The following is a 22,655-nucleotide window of genomic DNA, read 5'->3' on the forward strand; positions in this document are numbered from 1 at the left end:
GGCAGGCCCGGGATACGCTGCCGTGGCCGCCGACCGCCGTGCAGGACACGGTGGCGGCGATCGCCCGCGAGGCGGCGTACCGGCGGTCGTTCACGTCGACCCTCTTCGGGCGTCTGCTCAGCTGGTTGGGGCACCTCTGGCGGAGAACACTCGGGCTGTTCGGGACGTCGCTCGATCTGCGGGGTCTCGCGATCATTGTCGCCGTGTTGCTGGTGGTTACCGTCGTCGTACGGATGTTCGTCGCGGCGCGGGCGGCGGCCGCGGATACCGAACGCGCGCGCGGACGCACGGTGGCCGGCCGCCCCGGCGATCCGTGGAGCGACGCGCAGCGCCTGGCGTCGGAGGGGCGGTTCACGGCGGCCGCGCACGCGCTCTACGGCGCGCTGCTGGCGCGCCTCGCGGGCCGCGGCGCCGTGCGGCTGCACCCTTCGAAGACGGCGGGCGATTACGCGCGCGAGCTGCGCCGCCGCGACTCGCCCGATCAATACGGGTTCCAGGCGTTCCGCGTGCGGTACGATCGCGTCATCTACGGGTCGGGCATCTGCACGGCCGATGACTTCTCAGCGCTGCTCCGTGAAGCGCAGCCGTTGCTGGAGCGCGCGGCGTGACGGGCGGACCTCCGGTTACGACCGCTCCGTCGCGCTGGTTCGCGCGGCCCTCCGTGGTGCTGCTGCTGGTGGCCGTCGTCGTGATCGTCGTGGCCCTGCTCACTCCCGAACCCGTGAACGGGCGCTCCGGCGACGCGCGGCTCACCACCTATTCGGCCCAACCGCAGGGAGCGCAGCTGTTCTACGAGTTGGCCGGCCGCCTGGGCTGGACGGTGGCGCGCCGCACGACGCCGGCCGTGGTGGGCGACCCGTCGACCATCCAGGCCGAACTGTCGCCGATCGAGCCGCTGCGAGCGCTCGAGGTGCACGCGCTGCTCGACGCGGTGCGCCGGGGCGGGGCGCTGCTCGTCGTGCTCTCGGGGGCGGCGGGGCCTCTCGGCGATTCGCTGCACGTCTTGCCCGGCGTCGGCGGCGTGATCAAGCCGGTCCGGTCGGCTGATACCGGCGCCTGCCCCGAGTATTCGGGCGTCGCCGTGCCGCTCTGGCCGGCCGCCGAGGAGCGCCTGTACACGCTGCGCTGGTCCGCTCCGCCGCCGAACGACCGCGTGGACTTCGTGTTCGTCTCCTCGTCTGCGCACGGCACGGACAGCCTGCCCGCGGTGGTGGGGTTCCCGCTCGGCCGGGGACGAGTCGTCGTCGCCTCGGACCCCGACTTCCTGCGCAACGATGCGTTGCGGGTCTGCCGCTACGGGCTGAGCGTGGCCGCGGTGCAGGCGCTGGAATACGTCAGCGCCGGCGGACCGGCTCCGCGGCGCCGCGTGGTGTTCGACGAATACCATCAGGGATTCGGGGCGCAGCCGGGCACGATGTCGGCGATCACGATGTATCTCGGCGGCACGGCGTCGGGGCACCTGCTCCTGCAACTCCTCGGCGCCGGGGTCGTGCTGCTGCTCGCGGTGGCGCCGCGGGCGCTCGCACCGCGCGACACCCCGCGTGTGGAACGACGCTCTCCGCTCGAGCACGTCGACGCGCTGGCGCGCGCCTACGCGCAGGTCGGGGCGACGCGCACGGTGGTGACCCGGTTGGTGCGCGGCGTGCGTCGTCGCATCGGGCTCGCCGCCACACGCGCGACGGCGGGCCAGTCCGACGAGGCATTCCTCGACTGGGTGAGTCGCGAGGCGCCGGATCTCACCGCCGACGCGGCGCGCGTGCGGCGGGGCCTCAGGGCGCCGGTCTCCCGTCACGAGTTGGCGGCGGTCGGCGTGGCCTTGAGGCATATTGAATTTTCTCTTACCAGACTTCGATCATGACTCTCTCCATCGAGCAGGGTGCGGCGGTGATGGCGCGGCTTCGGGCCGCGGTCGCGGCGCGCGTCATCGGGCAGGACGCCGCGATCGAGGACGCCATGGTGGCGTTCCTCGCCCGCGGCCATCTGCTCATCGAAGGCGTGCCCGGGACCGCCAAAACGCTGCTGGTGCGCACGCTCGGCCGGGCGCTCGGCGTGCGCTTCTCGCGCATCCAGTTCACCCCCGACCTCATGCCATCCGACGTGACGGGAGTGTCGATGCTCCGCGATCCGGCGCGCGGCTTCGAGTTCCAGCCGGGCCCGATCTTCACCGATCTGCTGTTGGCCGACGAGATCAACCGCGCGCCGGCCAAGACGCAGGCCGCGCTGCTGGAGGGGATGGGTGAGCGTCAGGTGACGGTGGACGGCGTGACGCGACGGCTCGATCCGCTATTCACGGTGTACGCGACGCAGAATCCGGTGGAGCACGAAGGCACGTATCCGCTGCCCGAGGCCCAACTCGACCGGTTCCTGCTCAAGACGGTGATCGGCTATCCCTCGTCGGCCGCCGAACTCGAGATGCTGGCGCTGCACGAAGCGGGGTTCGATCCCGACCGCGCATCGGAGGACGCGCCGCCGCCTGCGGTGACTGGCGAGGAAGCGCGGGAGTTGCGGATGCTGGTGGAAGGCGTGCGCGTGGCGCCGGAGGTGCGGGCGTACATCGTCCAGGTGACGCGGGCCACGCGCGAGGAGAGCGCCCTCTCGCTCGGGGCGTCGCCGCGCGCCACGGTGGCGTTGATGCGGGCGGCGCGCGCGGCGGCCGTGTTGCAGGGTCGAGACTTCGCCACCCCAGACGACGTCAAGGATCGCGTGCTCGCCGCCCTCCGCCATCGCATCACGCTGGCGCCGGAGTTGGAGGTCGAGGGGCGCACCCCGGACGATGTGCTGCTGGCGGTCCTCTCGCACGTCGAGGCCCCGCGGTGACGCTTCGCGCCCTCATCGCGCGCGACGGGCCGATATTCCGGTTCGCGCCAGCACCACGCCTTGCCGTCGCCCTCGCAGTCGGATCGGTGCTCTGGATGCTGCCCGGACGTGTCGGGGAGGTGGCCGGCGTCGGCGGGCTCGCCGTCGTCGTCGCCGCGGCAGCGGTGGACCTGGTGCGCCTGCCGCCGCGCCGCTTCCTCACCGTGACGCGCGCCGTGCCGGGCACCACGGGGATCGGCGACCGCGTCACGGGGGAGTACGCCGTGGTTTCCGTGTGGCCGCGCGCGTTGGTCGTCACGCTGTACGACCGCTTCCCGCCGCTCGTGGCGGGAGGTGTCGGAGAAGCCGCGGTCGTGCTCGGGAGGGAGGGGACGGCGTCCGTGCCGTTCGACGCGACGGGAATGGTACGGGGCAGGGCGGCGCTCGGCGACGTCGGCGTCCGCGCGCGCACCACCGCCGGTCTCATGAGCGTGCGCTACCTGGTGCCGATGACCGACGAGATGCGTGTCACCCCGTCGGTGGCCGGCGTGCGCCGCCTCCGCCTGCTCGCGATGCAGCACCGGCTGGATACGGCGGGGATCCGGGCCCTCCGCCGGCGCGGGGAAGGACGGGGGTTCGCTGGCCTGCGCGAATATGTGGTGGGCGACGATCCGAGGGACATCGACTGGAAGGCGACGGCCCGGCGCGCCAAACTGATCACGCGCGAGTTCACCATCGAGCGGTCGCAGACCGTGCTCACCCTCATCGATGCCGGGCGCAGCATGACGCAGTTGGCGGGCGCCTACACCCGGTTCGAGCAGGCGCTCTCGTCGGCGCTCGTGCTCACCGACGTCGCGGTGACGGCGGGCGATCGCGTGGGCACGCTCGTGTTCGACGACGAGGTGCGGGCGTTCGTACCCGCGCTGCAGAGCCGCGGCGCGCTGCAGCGGATTCGCGACGCGTTCGTCCCCCTCGCGCCTACGCTCCGCGAGCCGGACTATGCGGCGGCATTCCGTTTTCTCGCCGCGCACCAGCGCAAGCGCGCCCTGATCGTCTTCTTCACCGACGTGATCGACGCCCGTGCGTCGCAGTCGCTCGTTGCGTACGTGACACGGAGCGCGTCGCGCCACCTCGCGCTGGTCGTCGCGCTGCGCAACGACGCCGTATTCCAGGCGGCCCTGCCGGCGGCGGCGGGCGGCGCAACCCACGCCTACGAGATTGCGGCGGCCGAAGAACTGATTCTGGCGCGCGAGGAGGCGTTGGAGCGGATGCGACGGGCCGGCGCCGTGGTGCTAGACGTGTCCCCGCTCGTGATGACTGCGGGCGTCGTCAACCGGTACCTCGAGATCAAGAGTCGCGGCGCCCTCTGAACGTCCGACCGCCGTCCGCCCCGCCGTGCGTCCGAGCCGCAGGTACTCCACCAGCGCAACGGCGGTGACGCCGGACACGGCCAGTTTGACCGCCAGCGGCCACCACTCGATGGGCGACACGAATCCTTCGAGCGTGCCGGCGACGACGAGCAGCAGCGACGATGCGGCGACAAGGCGGATGGCACGAGCTCCGTTCTCCACGAGCGCCGCGCGTCGCGTCCGCGCGCCCGGAATGAGCAGGGCCGCGGCGAACAGGAACCCGCCGCCGCCGGCGATGCAGATGGCCGACAGCTCGAGCACGCCGTGCGGCGCGACGAATGCGAAGAGGAGCGAGGCGATCCCCCTGGACGCATAGAGCCCCACGACGGCGCCGATGCTGATCCCGTTGGCGATCAGGAGCCACACCGTCCCGAGCCCCGCCGTGAGCCCGAAGGCGAACGCGGCGAACGTGATCTGCACGTTGTTGGCGATGATCGTCGACGCCATGACCGGGCGGAACACCTGCGGGTCGGAGATGTACCCCTCGCCCGAGCGCGCCCGGGCCACTCCCTCCTGCGCGCGATCCAGCATGGTCGGCGGCAGGAGCATCTGCGCCACCCCGGGATCGCCGTAGACCGCAGTGCCGGCGATGAACGCCGGCAAGAACAGGAGGCCGGCCGCCAGCAGGATCGGCAATGCCGACCGGCGGACCTCCCGCGGCACGTCGCCGAACAGATAGCGCGCGATGTCGCGAGGCGGGATGGCGCGCCTGCGATAGAGGAGGTTGTGCGCCCCGGCGACGAGGCGGTTGAGATAGAACAACTCCGGCGACTCCCGGCCGCGGGCGGCGGTGGTGAGGCGGGCGAGATCGGCCGAGACGTCGCGGTATTCCCGAACGAACTCCCGCACGCCGTCCTCCCCCAGCCCTTTGAGCCCGTGTGCCTTCGCATCGGCGAGGCGTGCGGCGAACATCGCCCACCGCGGCGATCCAGCGGCGATGATGGCGTGCCGTTCGCGCCCGGCGCCCGTATCGCCGTGCGCGGCGAGTCCGGCGTCGCGGGCCGCACGCTCAGCTGCGTGCAGCCGGATCAGACGTGCCCCGTCGGGTCCGACGTCGAAATCCGCCAGGGCACGGGCGAACCGTCGGGCCAGCAGCCCGGAGAGGGCCGTCCTCCGTTCGGGCGCCAACTCCGACCGGCGGTTCACGAACCGTGCGAGCACGGCGTATTCGTCGTCGCTCAATCTCGTACTCAGCGCAGGAATTCCGGAGGCGTCGGGGCCGGCAGCGGCCCGCACCGGCGCCGCGGGCGCGCGAGTGACGTTCTCGCGTACCACGATCGTGCCTGCGGCGTAATCGCCCAGTCGCTTGCCGGTGCGCGAGAGCAGCACGCTGGTCATTCCCACGCCATACGTGAAGAACGGCTGCATGTCGAGCAGGCGTATGAGATTGCGGGTGGCCGACGCGGCGAAGGTGATCGAGTAACCGCCGTCGCGCACCACGCGGAGGTGCAGCAGCCGCTTCCCTGGCGTCTGGCCGTCGGCGAACGCCTCGAAGAGCACGTAATACCCCCACAGGATGGCGAATTGGGCGAGCACGAACACCGTAACCACCCACGCGGTCGTGCTCCGACCGGTCACGACATGCGCGGTCGACTCCAGACTCAACACCCCGATCACCGCGGCGACCAGGAGCACCAGGCCGATCGTGTAATCGATGATCGCCGCGTAGGCGCGCGATCCGATTCCAGCCAGCGTGTACGACAGCTCGACGAGTTCCGGCGTTTCGACGCCGAGGGTCGGCGTGAGGGGGATCGGTCTGCCGGCGGGCGTCATGGTCGCCGCGCGAGCCGTTCGCGGTAGGCCGGGGATTCATACACTTCGGGATTCACGATATTCGGCGCACACTCGCCCGCGAGATGGGCGAGGGCGTTCGCGGCCGCCATGATGGCCATGCGGTCGCGCGTGTCGGTGCTGGCCGACGCGATGTGCGGTACGAGCACCACGTTCCCGCATTCGGCGAGTCCGGGCTCCATGGCGGGTTCATGCTCGAACACGTCCAGCGCCGCGCCGGCGATGGTCCCGTCCTGCAACGCCCGCACGAGCGCGTGTTCGTCCACTACGGGGCCGCGTGACACGTTGACCAGAAATGCGGTGCGCTTCATGAGCGCCAGCGCGCGGGCGTCGATCAGGTGGTGCGTCTCGGCGGTGAGTCTCGGGTGGAGCGTCACGAAGTCGCTCCGGCGGAGCAAGTCGGGGAGGTCGGCCCACCGGGCCGCCGGGTGGGCGTCGATGCCATCGCGGGCGTAGGGATCATAGGCCAGCACGTCCATCTCGAACCCCACGGCGCGCCGTGCCACCGCGGCGCCGATGCGGCCGAACCCGATGACGCCCAGCACCTTGCGGTGCCCGCTGCCGCCCGGACTGACGTCGGCGCCGAGCATCAGGTTCGGGCCCCACAGCTTGTAGCGCCCGGCCGTCATGTAGGCGTTGGCTTCGGGAATGCGCCGCGCTGCAGCGAGGATGAGCGCCCACGTGAGATCGGCCGTGGTGTCGGTGAGGACGCCCGGTGTGTTGCTCACCGGGATGCCCAGCTCGGTGGCGGCAGCGAGATCGACGTTGTCGAACCCGACCGCGTAGTTGGCCACGCCGAGCAGGGCCGGGTTGGCGGAGAGCAGCGGGCGGTCCACCGTCTCGGTGAGCAGCGACAGCAGTACGTGACACCAGCGCGCGCCGTCTTCGAGCACGCGGCGGGCCACTGGGGCTTCGTCGTTCTTCTGCCCCACTCGTACCTCCGCCTTTCCCTCGACCAGCGCATCGAAGCCGGCCTGGGGAATTCGGCGGGTGACGAACACACGGCTCATCGCATCGACTCGGGCTCTGTCATGAAGCGCGCGAACCCGTCGCGGTCGCCGGCAGCGGCGGCCAGGCGGCGAACGCCCTCCCGCAGAGTGTCGAGCGAGGTCGCGATGGACAATCGCACATAGTGCTCGCCCTCAGCTCCCCTCGTACCGAACGACTCCCGGTGCAGCACTGCCACGCCATGCCGGTACAGCGCGAACAGCTGGAACAGTCGCGAGGGCGAAGTGCCCCGCTGAGCGGCCGGGTCGAGCGCGGCGTACGCATCCAGCACACCGAGTCGCTCGCACACGCCGCCGATGTTGGGAAAGACGTAGAACGCCCCCTGCGGCGTTCCGCAGCGCACCCCCGGAATGGCGTTGAGCGCCGGGATCACCCAGTTGCGGCGGGTCTGGAACTCGGCCACCATGCGCGCGATTGCTTCATAGGATTCGGGACTCTCGAGCGCCACCCGTCCCGCCTCCTGGGTAAACGGCGCGACGCACGACGTCGTCTGGATCACCTGCCGCTTGAACACCTGTGCCTCTTCGGCCGAAGGGAGCACGGCGTAACCGAGCCGCCACCCGGTCATCGCAAATCCCTTGGAATGGCCGCTCGCGACGATGGTTCGTTCCGCCATGCCGGGTTGCGTGGCGATGCTGGCGTGTTCCACGCCGTCGAACAGGATGTGTTCGTAGATCTCGTCGCTGTAGAGGCGCACGTGGGGACCGCACTGCTCGCGGATCACCGCCGCCACTTCGGCCAGGAGCGTGGCCGGCAGCACGCCCCCCGTGGGGTTGGACGGCGAACAGAACACGATGAGCTTCGTCTTCGGCGTGATCAGCGCCGCGAGGTCGTCGGCCGTGAAGGTGAATGCGTGGTCCTCGCGCAGCCGTAGCGGGATGGGCACGCCGCGTACGAACGTGGTCCACGACTCGTAGATCGCGAATCCGGGGCTCGGGTAGATGACCTCGTCGCCCGGATCGACGTAGGTCTGGAGGGTGAGCGATATCGAAGGCTTGGCGCCCGGCAGCACCACCACGCGCCCCGGATCGACGGCGATGCCGCGCGTACGCGCCACGTAATCAGCGATCGCCTTGCGCAGCGACGGCACCCCTTGGGGATCGGAGTAGTGCGTGTTCCCGCGCCGAATCTCGGCGATCCCGGCTTCGTTGATGTGGGGCGCGCTGTCGAAGTCGGGTTCGCCGATGGTGAGCCGAACGACGTCACGCCCGCGGGCGACGGCGCGGGCGACGTCCTCGCCGAACGTAAACGAGCCTTCGACGCCGAGGTCGTCGAGTCGTCGTGCAAAGAGGGGCATGCTATCCGTGGCTGGTGGCGGCCCGGACCGGGCGCCATCAAGATGCGCGGCTGAGCGCCCGGGCGCGAGGGTCCGGGCGGGTTATATTCTCGCCCATGCGCATCCTGCTCCAGCGCGTGTCGCGGGCCGAAGTCCGCGTGGACGCGCGTGTCACCGGGTCCATTGGCCGCGGCTTTCTGCTGCTGGTGGGCTTCACGCACACCGACACGGAAACCGAACTTGCCTGGATGGCCGAGAAGGTGACCGGGCTGCGGCTGTTCGCCGACGCCGACGACAAGATGAACCTCGCGCTCGCCGACGTGGACGGCGCGTTGCTCGTGGTGTCGCAGTTCACGCTCTACGGCGACGCGTCCAAGGGGCGCCGGCCGAGTTTCATCGACGCGGCGCGGCCGGACGTGGCGGTCCTCCTGTACGAGCGGTTCGTGGCACTATTGCGGGCCCGGGGTGTGCCAACCGAAACCGGCGAGTTCGGCGCGATGATGGACGTGGAATTGATAAACGACGGCCCGGTGACGCTGTGGCTGGAGACGTGACGCACCCGCGGGTGATCCTCGCCTCCGCTTCGCCGCGGCGGCGTGATCTGCTGACGCTGATCGGCATCCCGCACGAGGTGCGTCCGGCCAACGTGGATGAGGCCCTGCGTGCGGGCGAGGCGCCGGCGGCGTACGTCGAACGGCTGGCGCGCGAGAAGGCCCTTGCCCTCGGCGACCATGACGTGGTGGCGATCGGAAGCGATACGACGGTCGTCGTGGACGCCGACGTGCTGGCGAAGCCCGAATCGGAGGCCGACGCGGCGCGGATGCTGCATCGGTTGAGCGGGCGCTCGCACGTCGTGCTGACGGGCGTGGCTGCGGCCTGGCGGGGACGCATCGCGTCGGGCGTGGAGGAAGTGGGCGTCACCTTTCGCGCCTTGAGCGACGCAGACATCGCACGGTACATCGCCACCGGCGAGCCGATGGACAAGGCAGGGGCGTACGGCATTCAGGGGTACGGCGCCACGATCGTGACGCGGGTGGACGGCGACTACTTCGCGGTGATGGGGCTGGCCGTGAACCGCCTCGTGCGCCTGCTCGAGGATCTGGGGCTGCGCTATCCCTTCGGCCCGCTCGAGGCAACGCGGCCGTAGCCCAGCCCGTACGCCGAGCGCCAGCGCTCCACGCGGTCGAGTACGTCGCGCACCTCGATGCGCGGCATGCGACCGGGGCGGTTCTCCATCGAGATCGGATAGTCCTCGCCGGGATCACCGTAGGCGTCGATCATCAGGTCGTGGAACCTGCGGTACGGCCCGGTGCGCTTGGGGTTGGTATAGCCGAGGAGGCTCACCGCGGGACGATCGAGCGCCACCGCCGCGTGCAGCGGTCCCGTGTCGGGCGAGAGCACGAGCGCGGCGCCGTCCATGATCCCCACCAGATTGCGCAGCCCGCTGCCCAGCGCGGAGCGCGGCGCCACCGTTGAGCGTTCAAGTATAACCTGCTCGGCGTGCAGCTCGCGCGGCGACCGCCCCCCGACGAGCACCGGTTGCAGGTCGAAGTCATGGCGGAGGGCGTCGGCCACCTGGGCCCAGCGTTCCGGCGCCCAGTCCTTGTCGGGTTTGCTCGTCGCGACGACGATGGCCGCGGCCGGTCGCTCCATGGACGCGAAGAACTCGCGCTGCCATGCGCGCTCGGCGGGCCAGGGACCCAGGTCCCACGCCACGGGCTCGTGCGCGATGCCGAGCGCCGTGAGGAACTCGAAATACTGATCCTGCACGTGCTGGCCGACGTGCGGGGGGATCCGGCGATTGGTGAACAGCCAGTTCATGTCCCGCGCCCGCGCTCGGTCGAAGCCGAGTTTGACCGGCGCGCGGGTGAACGACGTGACGATGCCGGCCTTGAAGTACACCTGGAGATCGATCACGAGATCGAACCGCCTCGCGGCGAGCTGCGCGCGGATGTCGGTGAAGGCGCGCCACCCCCTGGTCCGGTCGAACAGCACGATCTCGTCCACCGACCGGTGCCCCCGCACGAGCGTGGCCGGTCCCGGTTGAAGCACCCACGTGATGTGGCTCGCGGGATGGGCGCGCTTGATGGCGTTGATCACCGGCAGCACGTGCACGGCGTCGCCAACGGCGCTCATCATCACGACGCAGATTCGGTCGAGGGTCGCTGCGATCATGGGCGGGAAGATATCGCGCGGGCGCCGAGTGCGATCGCCTCCTGTACGATCTCGGCGGCCGTGATGCCATCGGGCGACGGCCGCACGATCATGCGGAACGGACCCACGCCCTGCGGGAAGGTGCGCTCGGGCTCGCCGGGCGCGAAGATGCCCAGCGCCGGTACGCCGAACGCGCCGGCGACGTGCAACGGCCCGGAATCATGACCGATGAACAGCACGGCTCGGGCCAGCGCCGCGGCGGTGTCCACCAGCCGGCCGCCGAACTGATCCACATAGATCCATCCAGCCCGCCCGCCGGAGGCGCGCACCTCGTTCAGCTCGGCGGTGCTTCCCAACCACAGGGGATCGTAGCCCTGTGCCTCGAGTGCGCGGGCGACGTCGAGCCACACCGGCACCGGGACGCACCGTTCCCGCTTGCTGGCGAACGGATGGAGCGCCACCACGCGGTGCACGAGGGCCCGCTCCACGTCGGGACGCGGCGCGAGCCGGCGCGCGTCGAGCCGGTACCGGAGTGGTTGGGCCGCGACGCCGAACGGGCCGAGCAGACGCGCTTCCTCGGCCATGACGGGGCGCCGTACGTCCTCAGGCGCGAGCGCGTGGGTGAGCCACCGCGCGTTCCGGCGCCGCTCGAGTCCGATGCGCACCGGCACGCCGCACAGCGCGACGGCGCGCGCCGTCCGCCAGGGGGCGGCAGCCAGCACAGCGGTGTCGAACCCACCCCGCCGCACCTGCACCATGGCAGCGGCAAAGCGGAAGAAGCCGCCACGGCCGCGTCCGGGCGCGCGGTCCCAGAACGGGTCGGCGGCGATCACGCGTTCCACGTGCGGGACCAGGGCGCCGATGTCGCGCGTGTAGTCCTTGCACCAGAGGGTGATGCTGAGGCCGGGGAATCGGGCTACGAGCGGCGGCGTGAGCGCCGAGGCGAACACGAGGTCGCCGAGGTTGTCGAGGCTGACCAGCAGCAGACGCCGCGGCACGGGCGGGCGCGTTAGATTCTCGTTCACTCTGCCGCGCAACTTCGGGGGCCGCGGCGGGCGAAGCAAGCCCCGTGTGCGCCATTCGTTCTCCGAACCCCAGGAACTCGCGACCAGGTCCACCCCCGCATGCGCATTCTGCACCTCGATACCGAGCGCGGCTGGCGCGGCGGGGAGCGCCAGGCCTGGTGGCTGGCCGCCGAGTTGGCGCGGCGCGGGCACACGTCGGTGATCGCCGCGCGGGCCGGGCAGCCGCTCGCCCGGCGGGCGCATGAGGCGGGGCTGCCGGTGGTCAACTGCTCGCCGCGGTTCGAGGGCGATCCGCTCCGCGCGTACCGCATGCGCCGGGCCATCGTGCGGTTCGACATCGACATCGTCCACGCCCACACCGGCCACGACGTCACCCTGGGTGCCATGGCCATCGCCGGGACACGAGCCCGGCTGGTGGTCTCGCGCCGGGTGGACTTCCCGCTGCGGGCCAACGCCGGCACGCGGTGGAAGTACGACCGTGCCGCGGTCATCCTCGCGGTGTCGAAGGCGGTGGAGAACGTGTTGGTGGCATGCGGCATCGCGCGGGAGCGCATTCGCGTGGTGCCCGACGGCGTCGACGTGCACCGCGAGATAGAGCCGGCATCGGTCGCCGCGCTGGCCGCGCTCGGGGTGCCGCCGGGCGCGCCCGTGGCGGTACAGGTGGCGCAGTTGGTGGCGCACAAGGATCCCGGCAACTTCGTACGCGCCGTGGTGCGGGCGCGGCGCGAAGTCCCCGAACTGCACGGCCTCCTGGTAGGCGACGGGATGCTGCGGCCGGTGGTGGAAGCGGAGATCCGGAAGCTCGGTGCGGAGCCGTACGTGCATCTGGCCGGGTATCGGGCCGACGCCGACGCGCTGCTCGCCGCCGCCACGGTGTGCGTGCTCAGTTCGCGCCAAGAAGGGATGGGCTCGGTGCTGCTCGACGCGCTGTACCTCGGGCGTCCGATCGCGGCCACGCGCGCGGGGGGCATTCCGGAGGTCGTGGAGGACGGGGTGTGCGGGCTGTTGGCCCCAGTCGAGGATTCGCAAACGCTCGGCGCGGCGATCGCGCGGCTGGTCAATGACCGGCCCCTCGCCCGGCGGCTGGGCGAGAACGCGCGCGCGCGGGCCGCCGACTTCTCGGTGGAGCGGATGACCGAGCGCACCGAACAGGTGTACGCCGCCGTGCTTGCCGGGGGCGGTGCGCTCCTACCACTCAGAGGCGCTCGCGGGCCGCTGCGCTGAGCGCGGCGATCTCCTCGTCGGTCACCGTGGCGCCGAACCGTTGGCGCCATTTGCGAAGCGACCGGGTCAGGCGGGACAGGTTCAGCTCGAGCGTCGCGGCGGGCTCGCCCCCGAAGCTGATGCGGTCGACGTCGAGCACGTATGCAACGGGCCGCGCCGGTTCGCCCGCGACCAGCACGTTCTTGGCGTTGAGGTCGTGGTGGCGCGCGCCGGCCCGAGCCAGGGCGGCGACCAGCGCGGCGGTGGCATCGAGCGCGGGACGGCGGTCGGCGGCGGTCCCGGCGGAGAGGACGGCGGCCAGATCGCGCCCCGGGGCGACCTCGCGCGTGACGACGTCGGAGCGCCCGAGCAGCGCCGCGGCACGATAGACCACGTAGGCGAGCAGTTCGGGGGTGGGGATGCCGGCATCCGCGAGGCGGGCCGTGATGGCGAGTTCGGACGGCGCGCGGGTGGGGAGCAGGAACAGGTCGCGCGTGACGCCGGCCATGGCGCCGCCGTGGCGGTTGTGGCGCACTACCATGCGTCCCGTCTCGGGTGCGGGCAGGGGCACCGCGTACGCGGGTTGGCGACCCGTGAGCCGCGTGTGGTCCGGTGAATGTTTAGCAAAATCATATAGCGTTCCGCGGGCCAGGGCGTGGCGCAGGGTGTCGAGCAAGGCGGCCACGGCCACGGCGTCGGCGCGGCCCACCCGCACGCGTTCGTAGCCCGGGGGCAGGGCGGGCCCGGTCACGCGACCACGCGGTATACTCGCACCGGCTGGTGCTTGCCCTTGAGTTCCATGGGCGGACGTTCCTCCACCGCCGGCCCGTCGCTCAGCGCGACGCGCAGGCTCTCCGAGATCAGGATCTCGCGCGGGCCGGCCGCCCGGCAGAGGCGGTTGGCCGTGTTCACCGTGTCGCCGATGACGGTGAACTCCAGGCGCTTCGCCGAACCGATGTTTCCCGCGAAGGCGTCGCCGTAGTTGAGCCCGATGCCGATCTGCAGCTCCGGACGCCCCTCGGCCCGCCACCTGGCGTTCAGCGAGTCCAGTTCCCGGATCATCTCCATGGCGGCGCGCACGGCCCGGTCGGGATCGCGCGGGTCGCCGATGGGCGCGCCCCACTGCGCCATCACGGCGTCGCCGATGAACTTGTCCAGCGTGCCCTCGTGCCGGAACACGCAGTCCACCATCTCGGTGAAGTACTCGCTCAGCAGGCGCGCCATGTCGTCGGGATTCATGGCTTCCGACAGCGGCGTGAACCCGCGGATGTCGCTGAACAGCACGGCGATCTTGCGTTTGTCGCCGCCCAGCCGCGTGGCCTCGGCCGACGAGGCGATCCGCTTGGCCAGTTGCGGCGCGAAGTACCGCTCGAAGTTGCTGCGGACCAGCGTCTCGCGCCGGATCCGCTCGGCGAACTGGCTGTTCTCGATGGCCACGGCGGCGATGCCGGCAAACGCGACCACGAAGTCCAGGTCCTCATCGCCGAACCGGTGCGTGGTCGACACGTTGTCCACGTAGATCACACCCAGGGCCCTGTCCTCGCTGCCCATGAGCGGTGAGCAGATCGCCGAACGCACCTGCTGCAGCACCACCGACTTTCCACCGAAGCGTGCGTCCTCGCCGGCGTTGTCGGAGAGGATGGCGACCTTGTCGGCCACTGCGGCGCGGGCGATGGACTGCGGTACGGCGCGCGGAGCGTCGCCGCCGCGCTTGTCGCGCGAGATCTTGGGGACGAGCACGCCCCCGTCGTCGAGCAGCAGGATGGCCACGCGGTCGACATCCAGAATCTGGTATGCATACCGCACGATCTGGTCGAGAATGGCGTCGGTGTCGACCGCGCGTCCCAGCCCCTTGGACACCTCGAGCAACGTGGCCAGCTTCTCGCGGTTCCTGTCCGGCGGGAGGGGAGGGACGCCCTCGAGCGACGTGGGCGGCGTGTGGCCGCGCACCGGCAACTGGCGCACGATGGTCGCGGTCGAGGGTGGCGTTGGCTCGGCCGACGGGGCCGGCGCGGGGCGGGGCGCCGCCACCGGTTCGAGCGTGAAGTCCACCTTGCCGAAGGTGACCGCGCTCCCGGTGGGCAGGAACCCCTCCTGGATGGGCGCGCCGTCGATGAAGGTCCCATTGCTCGACCCGAGGTCGCGCACCCGCACGCCGCCGTCCACGCACTCCACCTCGGCGTGCCGCCGTGAGACCGTGGGGTCGATGATCGGGATGTCGGAGTTGGGGGCGCGGCCCACCACCTGCGCACCGCCGGCGCGCAGTTCGAACGACATGGTGTGGTCCGCACTGGTCAGCTTGTAGGGCATGACTGGTTGAATATGCGGAGAGCGGCTGCCCCCCACTAGGCGCCGGTCGACGCCGCGCGCACACGGCCGATGGCCGTGAGCAGGGCCCGCGCCTTGTTCTCCGTCTCCTCCCACTCACGCTCCGGCACGGAATCGTACACGATGCCGCCGCCGGCCTGCACCGACGCGACGCCGCTGGCGATCACGCACGTGCGGATGGTGATGGCGAGGTCCATGCGCGTACCGCCCGCCGACAGGTACCCCACGGCGCCCGCGTACGGGCCGCGCCGCTCGGGCTCCAACTCGTCGATGATCTCCATGGCGCGCACCTTCGGCGCGCCCGTCATCGTGCCAGCCGGAAAGGTGGCACGGAAGGCGTCCATGGCCGACAGGTCGGGACGCATATGGCCCTCCACCTGGCTCACGATGTGGAGCACGTGGGAGTAGCGCTCCACCACCATGAGGTCGGTGACATTGACGCTGCCGTAGCGCGCGATGCGGCCCACGTCGTTGCGGCCCAGATCCACGAGCATCAGGTGTTCGGCGCGCTCCTTCTCGTCAGCCAGCAACTCGGCGGTGAGCGCTTCGTCTTCGGCCACCGTCCGGCCGCGGGGCCGCGTGCCGGCGATCGGGCGCACCGTGACGCGCCCCGCTGATACGCGCACCAGCAACTCGGGCGAGCTGCCCACGAGTTCCACGCCGTCGAGTTCGAGGTGGTACATGTAGGGCGACGGATTCACCACCCGTAGCGCGCGGTACAGCAGGTCGGAGGAGAAGTCGTGGGGGAGCGTGATGCGGCGGGCGAGCAGGACCTGGAACGCGTCGCCGGCCACGATGTACTCCTTGATGCGGTCCACGTCGCGCAGAAACTTGTCGCGCGCGTACCCCGAGGCGCCCACCGCGGGTGGGGCCGCCTCGTGGAGCGCCAGCGGCGGCAGCGACCCGGGGGCGTGCACCCGCTGCATGGCGCTGGTGATATCGGCGTGGGCCCGCTCATAGAGCGCGCGGAGGTCGGCGTCGGTGGCGCCGGCGGGCACCGGCACGGCGGCCACGAAACGGGCCCGTGAGCGAAGGTTGTCCACCACCACGAGGACGTTGGTGAACACGAACAACGCGTCGGGCACATCGAGCGTGCGCGGCGGTGCGTTGGGCAGCCGCTCGATGCACCGCACCACGTCGTAGCCGAAATAGCCCACCGCGCCGGCCCAGAAGTCGCCCAGCTCGGGGACATCCACGGGCGGGTACCGCTTGACGAGCTGATCGAGGTCCTCGAGCGGATCGGCCGGCGCACGCCCACCGTGCCACCCACGCTCGGGGGTCCAGTCTTCCACCCGGCCGTCGATCAGCCGCCAGGCGCCACGGGGTTCGGTGCCCATGAAGGTGTAGCGCGACCAGGTCTCGCTGCCCGCAGGCGCCGATTCGAGGAGAAACGAGAACGGGCCTCGCTTGAGTTTGGCGAACGCCGCGACGGGTGTCTCGGTGTCGAGCACGCTCTCCCGCCACACGGGCACGAGATGTCCGCGCACGGCTCGGGCCTGAAAATCTTCAAAGGACATGGACACTCGGCTCACGGCAAATGGCTCGTCTCGCCGTCCGTTGCCCGGCGGTACGCGGCTCGCAATACTTCATGATAACGATGACTCGCAGTTACAATGCTTCCGAATTCCGCGCCGCATCGGGCCGGCGCGGTACCTGGCCTGCGCGGTCCGTGCTCCGCCCGGGGCTCGCCCGGCGCCCTTTCGGCGCTGCGCTGTTCGGGCTGTGTTCTCTGCTCCCGAGCGTTGCTCTCTCGCAGACCGCCTGGAACTCCCCTCGCACCCTGGCCCTCGTCCGTACGGCCGTCGACCGCCGCAGCGCGCAACTGGCCGACACCGGGCTCGTCGCCTACGACGCCACGGCCCACGGGTATCTGACCTTCCTCGTTCAGTTGGGCCGGGGGTTCCCGACGCCCCCCAAGATCGTGCGAACCGATCAACTGGCGCTGGAAGTCTATTGGCACGCGCCCGACCTGAGCAAGCAGCTGATCATCGGGCGGCGCGATACGACGCTGCTGCCCACCGACATCGCCTACCACCGCGACCACCTGGGGATCATCCAGAACAACTTTCCCAATATCATCCGGCTGGGTGAAGGCGACGAGGTGCGCGATGTGCCGCACCCGCTGTCCACGGTGGGCGTGGCACAGTACGACTACGCGATCACCGACTCGCTGCGCATGACGATTCCGGGTCAGACCATCGACGTGTACGAGGTCAAGGTGCGGCCCAAGGACGACGCGCAGCCTCGCGTGGTGGGGGCGGTGTACATCGACCGGCACACCGGGCAGGTGGTGCGCATGGCGTTCAGCTTCACGCGCGCCGCGTTGCGCGATCCCCAACTCGAGGACATCTCGATCGTGCTCGAGAATGGATTGATCGGCACGAAATACTGGCTGCCTCGCCATCAGGAAATTGAAATACGGCGCACGGGGACCTGGCTCGACTACCCGGTGCGGGGCATCATCCGTGGCCGCTGGGAGGTGTCGGACTACCACCTGAACGAGAAGATCCCCGTCGGGATGTTCAGCGGCCCCGAGTTCGCGCAGGACCCGCCGCAGGTGCTCGCGGAGTATCCGTGGCACGGGAACATCCTCGACTCGCTGCCGCCCGACGTCACCGTGACCACCGACGCCGACGTCCGCCGCGTGCAGGCCGAGGCGCGGGCGCTGGTGCGCGAGGCGGCCCTGCAACGGGCCGAGGCCACCCGGCTCAGTGCGCGAGGGCTGAGCGACTTCGCCAGCGTGAACCGCGTGCAGGGGCTGACGCTGGGCGCTGGCCTGGAACGTCCCCTCGGCACGCATCTGAAGGCCTCGGTGCGCCCCCAGTACGGCATTGCCGACGCTGTCGTGCGGGGGACCGCCTCGCTCGACTGGCAAGATGCCGGCGGGCTCGGCGTGCACCTGTTCGCCGCGCACACGCTGGCTGATGCGCGCGACGAGCCGGAGCGGTCGCGCATCGAGAACAGCCTGGCGGCCCAGGAGTTCGGCAGCGACGCCACCGAGCCGTACGACCTCAGGGCGCTGGGCGCGAACGTGACGCTGCCAGCGATAGGGGTGCAGTGGACGCTGGGCGTTGCCCGTGAGCAGCAGCGCGGCGTGACCATTCACGCGCGGCCCGCCGTGGGTACGTATGCGCCGACGATTCCCGTGGTGCCGCTCGACCCGTGGCACGTGTCGCTTCGCGGAGAGCGAGCGACGCCGCTGTCCTGGAGTGGGTTCGACGTCAGAGCGTCGGTGCAGCTCGATTGGTGGCACGCCACGGTGGCCAACTCGTGTTCGGGCCCGGGTCTCGTCGCGTGCGCCCTGCCGGCGTCGACGGTGCGGCGGGCGTCCGCCATCGTAGACGTGGCACGCGACGTCGGGCCGATCCAGATGGTGAGCCACACGCACGCGACCGTCGCCGATGGCGCTGGCGGCTACGTGCCGGCGCAGGAATTGGCCTATTTCGGCGGTCCGGTGACGGCGCCCGGCTATGCGCTCCACGGCTTGGTGGGCACGCGCGGCGTTTCACAGCGCATCGAACTGCGCGCTCCCATCCCGTTCTTCGGATTCCCGCTCGGCACGTTCGGCCACGCGCCCGCCAGCGCCACCCTCGCCCCCTACGTCAACGTGGTGGCCCTGCCGTTCTCCAGCGCGTTTTCCGAGAACCTGGGCAACGGCGTCGTGCGGGAACAGCGCGTCTTTCCCTCGGTGGGCGTGGGGCTCATCAGCTTCTTCGATCTCGTGCGGCTCGATGTGGCGCGCGGGCTCAAGAGTGGCGGGCGGTGGACCTTCTCCGTGGACATCACGCGGGAGTTCTGGCCCATTCTCTGAACGCGCGCCAGGCGGGCAGTGTGCCTCCGCGCTGCAGTCGATTCATTGCGGTTGCGTGCAAACGGGTGCGCGCGCGCCAGGCGCCGGGGCTACCGTGGCGCATGCCCGCCACCCTTCGCGACCACTGGCCGCAGCGCGTCCTCGATGCCGTGCCCGGCCCACTCCCAAACGATGAGCCCGCGCTGGCGCGGGCGCTCGCTGCCGCGCTGCGCGTGGAACTGGCCGATCTCACTGTGGCCAACCCCGCGGCGCGGACGCTCGTGCCCGAACGATGGGCGCGCCAGTTCCGCGTGCTTCCGCTCGACGCCACCGACGACCGTATCGTGCTCGCCACGGCCGATCCACTCGATCTGGAATGCGAACGCGCGCTGGCGTTCGCCACCGGGCGCGACGTGCGGTTCGCACTGGCCCGCCCCTCGGCGCTCACCGACGCCGTCAACCGGGCATACGTCGAGTCCACGTCGGCGCCGCAGCATCCGGGCGCGACGCGCGAGGTGCAGATGCTCACCGCCGATCAGGAGGTCGCGCCGCCCGTCGCAGGGCAGGATGACGGCGGGAGCGTCACGCGGCTGGTGGACGATCTGCTGGCCGATGGCGTCGGCGCGCACGCCAGCGACATCCACATCGAGCCCGAAGATCAGGGAATCGCGGTGCGCCACCGCATCGATGGGGTGCTGCGCCACGTGCGCACCCTGCCGCGGGGCGTCGCCCGTTCGCTCGTCTCGCGCATCAAGATCATCTCGGGGCTCGACATCGCCGATCGGCTGCGACCGCAGGACGGGCGGGCCCGGGTGGCGGTGAACGGCGCCGCCGTCGATCTGCGCGTGTCCACGCTCCCCGCATCGCGCGGCGAGAAGGTGGTGATCCGCATTCTCGACCGGCGGTCGGCGCTCCGCTCGCTCGACGCCATGGGATTCCGCGCCGACGAGTACGCGCGCGTCGACACGCTGCTCGGTTGCCGCGAGGGGCTCATTCTCGTCACCGGCCCGACCGGCTCGGGCAAGACCACCACGCTGTACGCGGCGCTGCAACGGCTCCAGCAGCGCAACCTGAACATCGTCACCGTGGAGGACCCCATCGAGTACCGCATCCCGGGCATCGTGCAGGTGCAGGTGCACGAGCGGGCCGGACTCACCTTCGCGTCGGCCCTGCGCTCGATCATGCGGCAGGACCCCGACGTATTGTTGGTTGGCGAGATCCGCGACCGCGAGACGGCCGAGATCGCCATCCAGGCGTCGCTCACCGGGCACCTCGTGCTCTCCACCCTTCACACCAACGATGCCGCGAGCGCGGTCACCCGCCTGGCAGACTTCGGAGTGGCGCCGTACAAGATCGCGAGCGCGGTGAAGGGCGTGTTGGCCCAGCGCCTGGTGCGCCGACTCTGCGGCTGCAGCGCGGGCACGCGCGAAGTCACGGCGCGACCCGTGGCCGCGGTGGCCGAGCGATCGGTGTGCGCGCTCTGCGGTGGCGAGGGCTTCCGCGGGCGGCTGGCGATCGTCGAAGTACTCGTGGCATCCACGGAGTTCGAGCGGCGGGTGGCCGCCAGCGAGACTGCCGACCGGCTGGCCGAAGCGGGGCGCGAGGCGGGAATGGTCAGTCTCTGGGAGTCGGGGTTGGCGCACGTGCGGGCTGGCGCGACCTCGCTCCAGGAATTGCGGCGCGTTGCCGCGCCACCGCCGCCTGGTAAGTTGAGGGTGGCGGCCGCCGCCTGGCCGTCCGACACCTCAACCCGAAGGTCCGTGCCCAACTCTCCGATCAGCCTCGACGTCGGGACGGTCGAGGTCTACGTCATCCATCCGCACCCCGACGGATGGCGCGTGCTCGTGCTCGAGCGCGGGCCCGGCGCTATCCGCCCTGGGTCGTGGGAAGTGGTCACCGGCAGCGTCGACCCCGCGGAACGCCCGGAAGCAGCGGCCCTTCGGGAACTGCAGGAAGAAACCGGCCTGGCGGCCGACCGGTTGTATAGCGTGGCCGTGCAGCCGTTCTACCTGCCGCGCCGGTCGAGCATCCAGATGGCGGTGGTGTTCGCGGCGTTCGTGGACCATCCCGGTTCCGTAACACTGAGCGCCGAGCACGGCGGCTTCGAGTGGCTGGACGCAGCCGCGGCCGCCGAACGGTTCACCTGGCCGCGGTCGCGGCGTACGATGGGCGACATCGTGCGCCTCCTCAGCCCCGCCAACCTCGACCGGGTGGAAGACGTGCTGCGCGTGCGCTAGCGGCCGTCGTCGCGTGTGGGTTCGGCGGGCTGGCGTGCGGCCGCCCGGGACACCAGCTCCTGCGGTGGCGCGTTGGGCTTCACGCGCACGCTCTTGGCGGGGATGCCCACGTACACGTGGTAGGGGCGCACGTCCGAGGTCGCCACCGCCATCGCGCCCACCATGCCCTGTTCGCCCACGTTCACGCCGGCGAGAATGGTCGCGTGATACGTGATGCGCACGCCGTCGGCGATCACCGTGGCGCTGTTGGTCACCTCGCGCGGGTCCACGATGCTGTGGGTGTGGCTGTACACGTTGGCGAAGTCGCTGATGGAAACGTTGTTGCCGAGGCGAATGCCGCCGCGGTCGTCGAGCAGCACGTGCCGGTGCACCACCACGTCGTCGCCCACTTCCAGATTGTAGCCGAAGGAGAACTCCACGTGCTGGAACGCCTTGAAGTTCTCGCCGCACCGCTTGAAGATGTGCGGCGCCAGCAGCCGGCGAAGGAGCACGCCCATCCACACGTTCTGTCCGCCCAGCGGCGTGCGGTCGAACGAGTACCAGAGCCAGAGCAGCGGCTTCACCCGCTGGAATCGCGCGTCGTCGCAGTCGGCGTAGTACTCGGGTTCCAGCGTCACGTTGCGCGGATCCATGGCCGAGAGGGCGAGTCGCGTGGCCAGTGGCAGCGCGGCGTCCTCCACGGCGGTCTCCCAATAGCCGGCGTAGTCCGGGTACCACAACTGGGTGAGCGTATTGCGGCAGAGAAGGGCTCGGTCACACGCCGGATCAGCCAGGGTGGCGTGGAGTCCTTCGAGCCACTCGGTGGCGGCTGACGAGATTGCGCGGTCGGGAAGATCCCGCAGCGGAAGAAAGGTCACGGTTGGCGCTCCTGCGCTCTTCCCTCACGTATCCCCGGAGAATCGCCCGAGTTCCCCGGGGCCCTGGCCGCCCGGGCGCGTATGTGAGCCTGCTCGGCCGCGATCTTCCGCGCCGTGATCTGCCAGCTGTTGTCGGTCACGTCGCCCATCGACACCGTGAGCGGCTGGTCCAGTGGCAGCCCGTCGTCGAACAGGTAGAAGGCGCTCTGCACGTCGCGCACCTGCAGCCGGTTCTGCCCGAACCCCGGGGTGATCGGAATGACATGCAGCGGCGTGAAATCACGGCCCGGCGCGCGGATGATCAGGTCGAGCGGCGAGAAGGTAGCATCGGGCGCCAGCCCGTAGAACGACACGTACCACACGTTGTCGTCACGCAGGCCGTACTGCGATGCGTACGCCGAGATCTGGGCGCTGTAGCTCCGCCGCAGGTTCTGCAGGTCGCGGTAGGCGTCGGGCGACAGCGTGCGGATCACCGATTCGTTCATCGGCAGGAGCTGCACGAGCACTCCTTCAAGGCTCAGCTTGATGGAGATGTCGTCCTGGCGCAGGGTGCCATAGCCGGCAGGAATGAGACCCGTGGCGAGCGTATCCCGGCGCGCGCCGAACGGAGTGCTTCGCTCCGGCTCCGGGGCGGCATCGAGGGACGGACCGGCCCCCCCCGCGCCGCCGGCCACCGGCCCACCGCACGCGCCCGCGAGACATGCCCAGACGGCGGCCCCCACGATGGCCGATCGCTTCACCAGGTGCGCCATACGCCCTCCTCGATTTGGTGCGTGCCGCG

The 22,655-nt window shown here is 70.7% G+C and carries 19 protein-coding genes; 9 read left to right on the plus strand and 10 right to left on the minus strand.

Annotated elements, in window-relative coordinates; translation table 11 throughout:
- Positions 1-38 precede the first annotated feature (38 nt).
- From VNF92_04670 to VNF92_04685, 4 genes are read left to right on the plus strand one after another with little or no spacing between them, the layout of a single operon-like run.
- The gene (locus tag VNF92_04670; GenBank protein ID HVA57160.1) at positions 39-608 is read left to right on the plus strand and encodes a DUF4129 domain-containing protein; all 570 of its coding nucleotides are present in this window, start codon (positions 39-41) and stop codon (positions 606-608) included.
- Complete coding sequence (locus VNF92_04675; protein HVA57161.1) at positions 605-1,858, plus strand: DUF4350 domain-containing protein; 1,254 nt, start codon at positions 605-607, stop codon at positions 1,856-1,858. Before VNF92_04670 ends, VNF92_04675 begins: the two co-directional genes overlap by 4 nt.
- Positions 1,855-2,817 carry a MoxR family ATPase gene (locus VNF92_04680; GenBank protein HVA57162.1) on the plus strand — a complete coding sequence of 321 codons (963 nt, stop codon included), beginning with the start codon at positions 1,855-1,857 and terminating at the stop codon, positions 2,815-2,817. The genes VNF92_04675 and VNF92_04680 overlap by 4 nt, the downstream gene beginning before the upstream one ends.
- Positions 2,814-4,166, plus strand: a complete 1,353-nt coding sequence (locus VNF92_04685) for a DUF58 domain-containing protein (protein HVA57163.1) — start codon at positions 2,814-2,816, stop codon at positions 4,164-4,166. The genes VNF92_04680 and VNF92_04685 overlap by 4 nt, the downstream gene beginning before the upstream one ends.
- Here the strand turns inward: VNF92_04685 and VNF92_04690 are convergent.
- From VNF92_04690 to VNF92_04700, 3 genes are read right to left on the minus strand one after another with little or no spacing between them, the layout of a single operon-like run.
- A complete protein-coding gene (locus tag VNF92_04690) occupies positions 4,089-5,978 on the minus strand; it encodes a stage II sporulation protein M (GenBank protein HVA57164.1) in 1,890 nt (629 codons plus the stop codon). The two genes, VNF92_04685 and VNF92_04690, sit on opposite strands and share 78 nt — an antisense overlap.
- Positions 5,975-7,006 carry a D-glycerate dehydrogenase gene (locus VNF92_04695; protein HVA57165.1) on the minus strand — a complete coding sequence of 344 codons (1,032 nt, stop codon included), beginning with the start codon at positions 7,004-7,006 and terminating at the stop codon, positions 5,975-5,977. The genes VNF92_04690 and VNF92_04695 overlap by 4 nt, the downstream gene beginning before the upstream one ends.
- Complete coding sequence (locus tag VNF92_04700) at positions 7,003-8,301, minus strand: pyridoxal phosphate-dependent aminotransferase (GenBank protein HVA57166.1); 1,299 nt, start codon at positions 8,299-8,301, stop codon at positions 7,003-7,005. Before VNF92_04700 ends, VNF92_04695 begins: the two co-directional genes overlap by 4 nt.
- A 95-nt stretch (positions 8,302-8,396) precedes the next feature.
- On the opposite strand from VNF92_04700, the gene dtd reads away from it, so the two are divergent.
- Together dtd and VNF92_04710 are read left to right on the plus strand one after the other, a co-directional pair.
- Positions 8,397-8,834 carry a D-aminoacyl-tRNA deacylase gene (dtd, locus tag VNF92_04705; GenBank protein ID HVA57167.1) on the plus strand — a complete coding sequence of 146 codons (438 nt, stop codon included), beginning with the start codon at positions 8,397-8,399 and terminating at the stop codon, positions 8,832-8,834.
- On the plus strand, positions 8,819-9,427 hold the full coding sequence (locus VNF92_04710) for a Maf family protein (protein ID HVA57168.1): 609 nt from the start codon (positions 8,819-8,821) through the stop codon (positions 9,425-9,427). The genes dtd and VNF92_04710 overlap by 16 nt, the downstream gene beginning before the upstream one ends.
- On the opposite strand, the gene VNF92_04715 is transcribed toward VNF92_04710, so the two are convergent.
- Positions 9,391-10,455: a glycosyltransferase family 9 protein gene (locus tag VNF92_04715; protein HVA57169.1), complete on the minus strand. Its 1,065-nt coding sequence runs from the start codon at positions 10,453-10,455 to the stop codon at positions 9,391-9,393. The two genes, VNF92_04710 and VNF92_04715, sit on opposite strands and share 37 nt — an antisense overlap.
- On the minus strand, positions 10,452-11,432 hold the full coding sequence (locus VNF92_04720) for a glycosyltransferase family 9 protein (protein HVA57170.1): 981 nt from the start codon (positions 11,430-11,432) through the stop codon (positions 10,452-10,454). Before VNF92_04720 ends, VNF92_04715 begins: the two co-directional genes overlap by 4 nt.
- A 126-nt stretch (positions 11,433-11,558) precedes the next feature.
- Here VNF92_04720 and VNF92_04725 point away from each other — a divergent pair, with 126 nt between their 5' ends.
- Positions 11,559-12,683: a glycosyltransferase family 4 protein gene (locus tag VNF92_04725; protein HVA57171.1), complete on the plus strand. Its 1,125-nt coding sequence runs from the start codon at positions 11,559-11,561 to the stop codon at positions 12,681-12,683.
- On the opposite strand, the gene VNF92_04730 is transcribed toward VNF92_04725, so the two are convergent.
- The 3 genes from VNF92_04730 to trpE are packed head-to-tail and all read right to left on the minus strand — an operon-like array spanning position 12,655 to position 16,507.
- Positions 12,655-13,413, minus strand: coding sequence for a lipopolysaccharide kinase InaA family protein (locus VNF92_04730; protein HVA57172.1), 759 nt, complete (start codon positions 13,411-13,413; stop codon positions 12,655-12,657). The genes VNF92_04725 and VNF92_04730 overlap by 29 nt on opposite strands.
- Entirely contained in the window at positions 13,410-14,972 is a 1,563-nt protein-coding gene (locus VNF92_04735) for an adenylate/guanylate cyclase domain-containing protein (GenBank protein ID HVA57173.1), read from the minus strand. The genes VNF92_04730 and VNF92_04735 overlap by 4 nt, the downstream gene beginning before the upstream one ends.
- A 35-nt stretch (positions 14,973-15,007) precedes the next feature.
- Complete coding sequence (gene trpE / locus VNF92_04740; protein HVA57174.1) at positions 15,008-16,507, minus strand: anthranilate synthase component I; 1,500 nt, start codon at positions 16,505-16,507, stop codon at positions 15,008-15,010.
- A 152-nt stretch (positions 16,508-16,659) separates the two neighbouring features.
- On the opposite strand from trpE, the gene VNF92_04745 reads away from it, so the two are divergent.
- Together VNF92_04745 and VNF92_04750 are read left to right on the plus strand one after the other, a co-directional pair.
- Positions 16,660-18,801 (plus strand): hypothetical protein, encoded by a 2,142-nt coding sequence (locus VNF92_04745; protein ID HVA57175.1) that lies wholly within the window; start codon positions 16,660-16,662, stop codon positions 18,799-18,801.
- 101 nt (positions 18,802-18,902) lie between these two features.
- Entirely contained in the window at positions 18,903-21,017 is a 2,115-nt protein-coding gene (locus VNF92_04750) for an ATPase, T2SS/T4P/T4SS family (protein ID HVA57176.1), read from the plus strand.
- Here the strand turns inward: VNF92_04750 and VNF92_04755 are convergent.
- Positions 21,014-21,874, minus strand: a complete 861-nt coding sequence (locus tag VNF92_04755; protein ID HVA57177.1) for an acyltransferase — start codon at positions 21,872-21,874, stop codon at positions 21,014-21,016. The genes VNF92_04750 and VNF92_04755 overlap by 4 nt on opposite strands.
- Positions 21,871-22,626 (minus strand): hypothetical protein, encoded by a 756-nt coding sequence (locus VNF92_04760; protein ID HVA57178.1) that lies wholly within the window; start codon positions 22,624-22,626, stop codon positions 21,871-21,873. The genes VNF92_04755 and VNF92_04760 overlap by 4 nt, the downstream gene beginning before the upstream one ends.
- Positions 22,627-22,655 lie beyond the last annotated feature (29 nt).

This window comes from Gemmatimonadaceae bacterium, assembly GCA_035533015.1.
GTDB lineage: Bacteria > Gemmatimonadota > Gemmatimonadetes > Gemmatimonadales > Gemmatimonadaceae > JAGWRI01.

Bases quoted from the DNA above. Each gene is read 5' to 3' on its own strand.
- VNF92_04735 (HVA57173.1), bottom strand. From the start codon at position 14,972: ATGCCCTACAAGCTGACCAGTGCGGACCACACCATGTCGTTCGAACTG.
- VNF92_04695 (HVA57165.1), bottom strand. From the start codon at position 7,006: ATGAGCCGTGTGTTCGTCACCCGCCGAATTCCCCAGGCCGGCTTCGAT.
- VNF92_04715 (HVA57169.1), bottom strand. From the start codon at position 10,455: ATGATCGCAGCGACCCTCGACCGAATCTGCGTCGTGATGATGAGCGCC.
- VNF92_04680 (HVA57162.1), top strand. From the start codon at position 1,855: ATGACTCTCTCCATCGAGCAGGGTGCGGCGGTGATGGCGCGGCTTCGG.
- trpE (HVA57174.1), bottom strand. From the start codon at position 16,507: ATGTCCTTTGAAGATTTTCAGGCCCGAGCCGTGCGCGGACATCTCGTG.
- dtd (HVA57167.1), top strand. From the start codon at position 8,397: ATGCGCATCCTGCTCCAGCGCGTGTCGCGGGCCGAAGTCCGCGTGGAC.
- VNF92_04760 (HVA57178.1), bottom strand. From the start codon at position 22,626: ATGGCGCACCTGGTGAAGCGATCGGCCATCGTGGGGGCCGCCGTCTGG.
- VNF92_04700 (HVA57166.1), bottom strand. From the start codon at position 8,301: ATGCCCCTCTTTGCACGACGACTCGACGACCTCGGCGTCGAAGGCTCG.
- VNF92_04725 (HVA57171.1), top strand. From the start codon at position 11,559: ATGCGCATTCTGCACCTCGATACCGAGCGCGGCTGGCGCGGCGGGGAG.
- VNF92_04690 (HVA57164.1), bottom strand. From the start codon at position 5,978: ATGACGCCCGCCGGCAGACCGATCCCCCTCACGCCGACCCTCGGCGTC.
- VNF92_04750 (HVA57176.1), top strand. From the start codon at position 18,903: ATGCCCGCCACCCTTCGCGACCACTGGCCGCAGCGCGTCCTCGATGCC.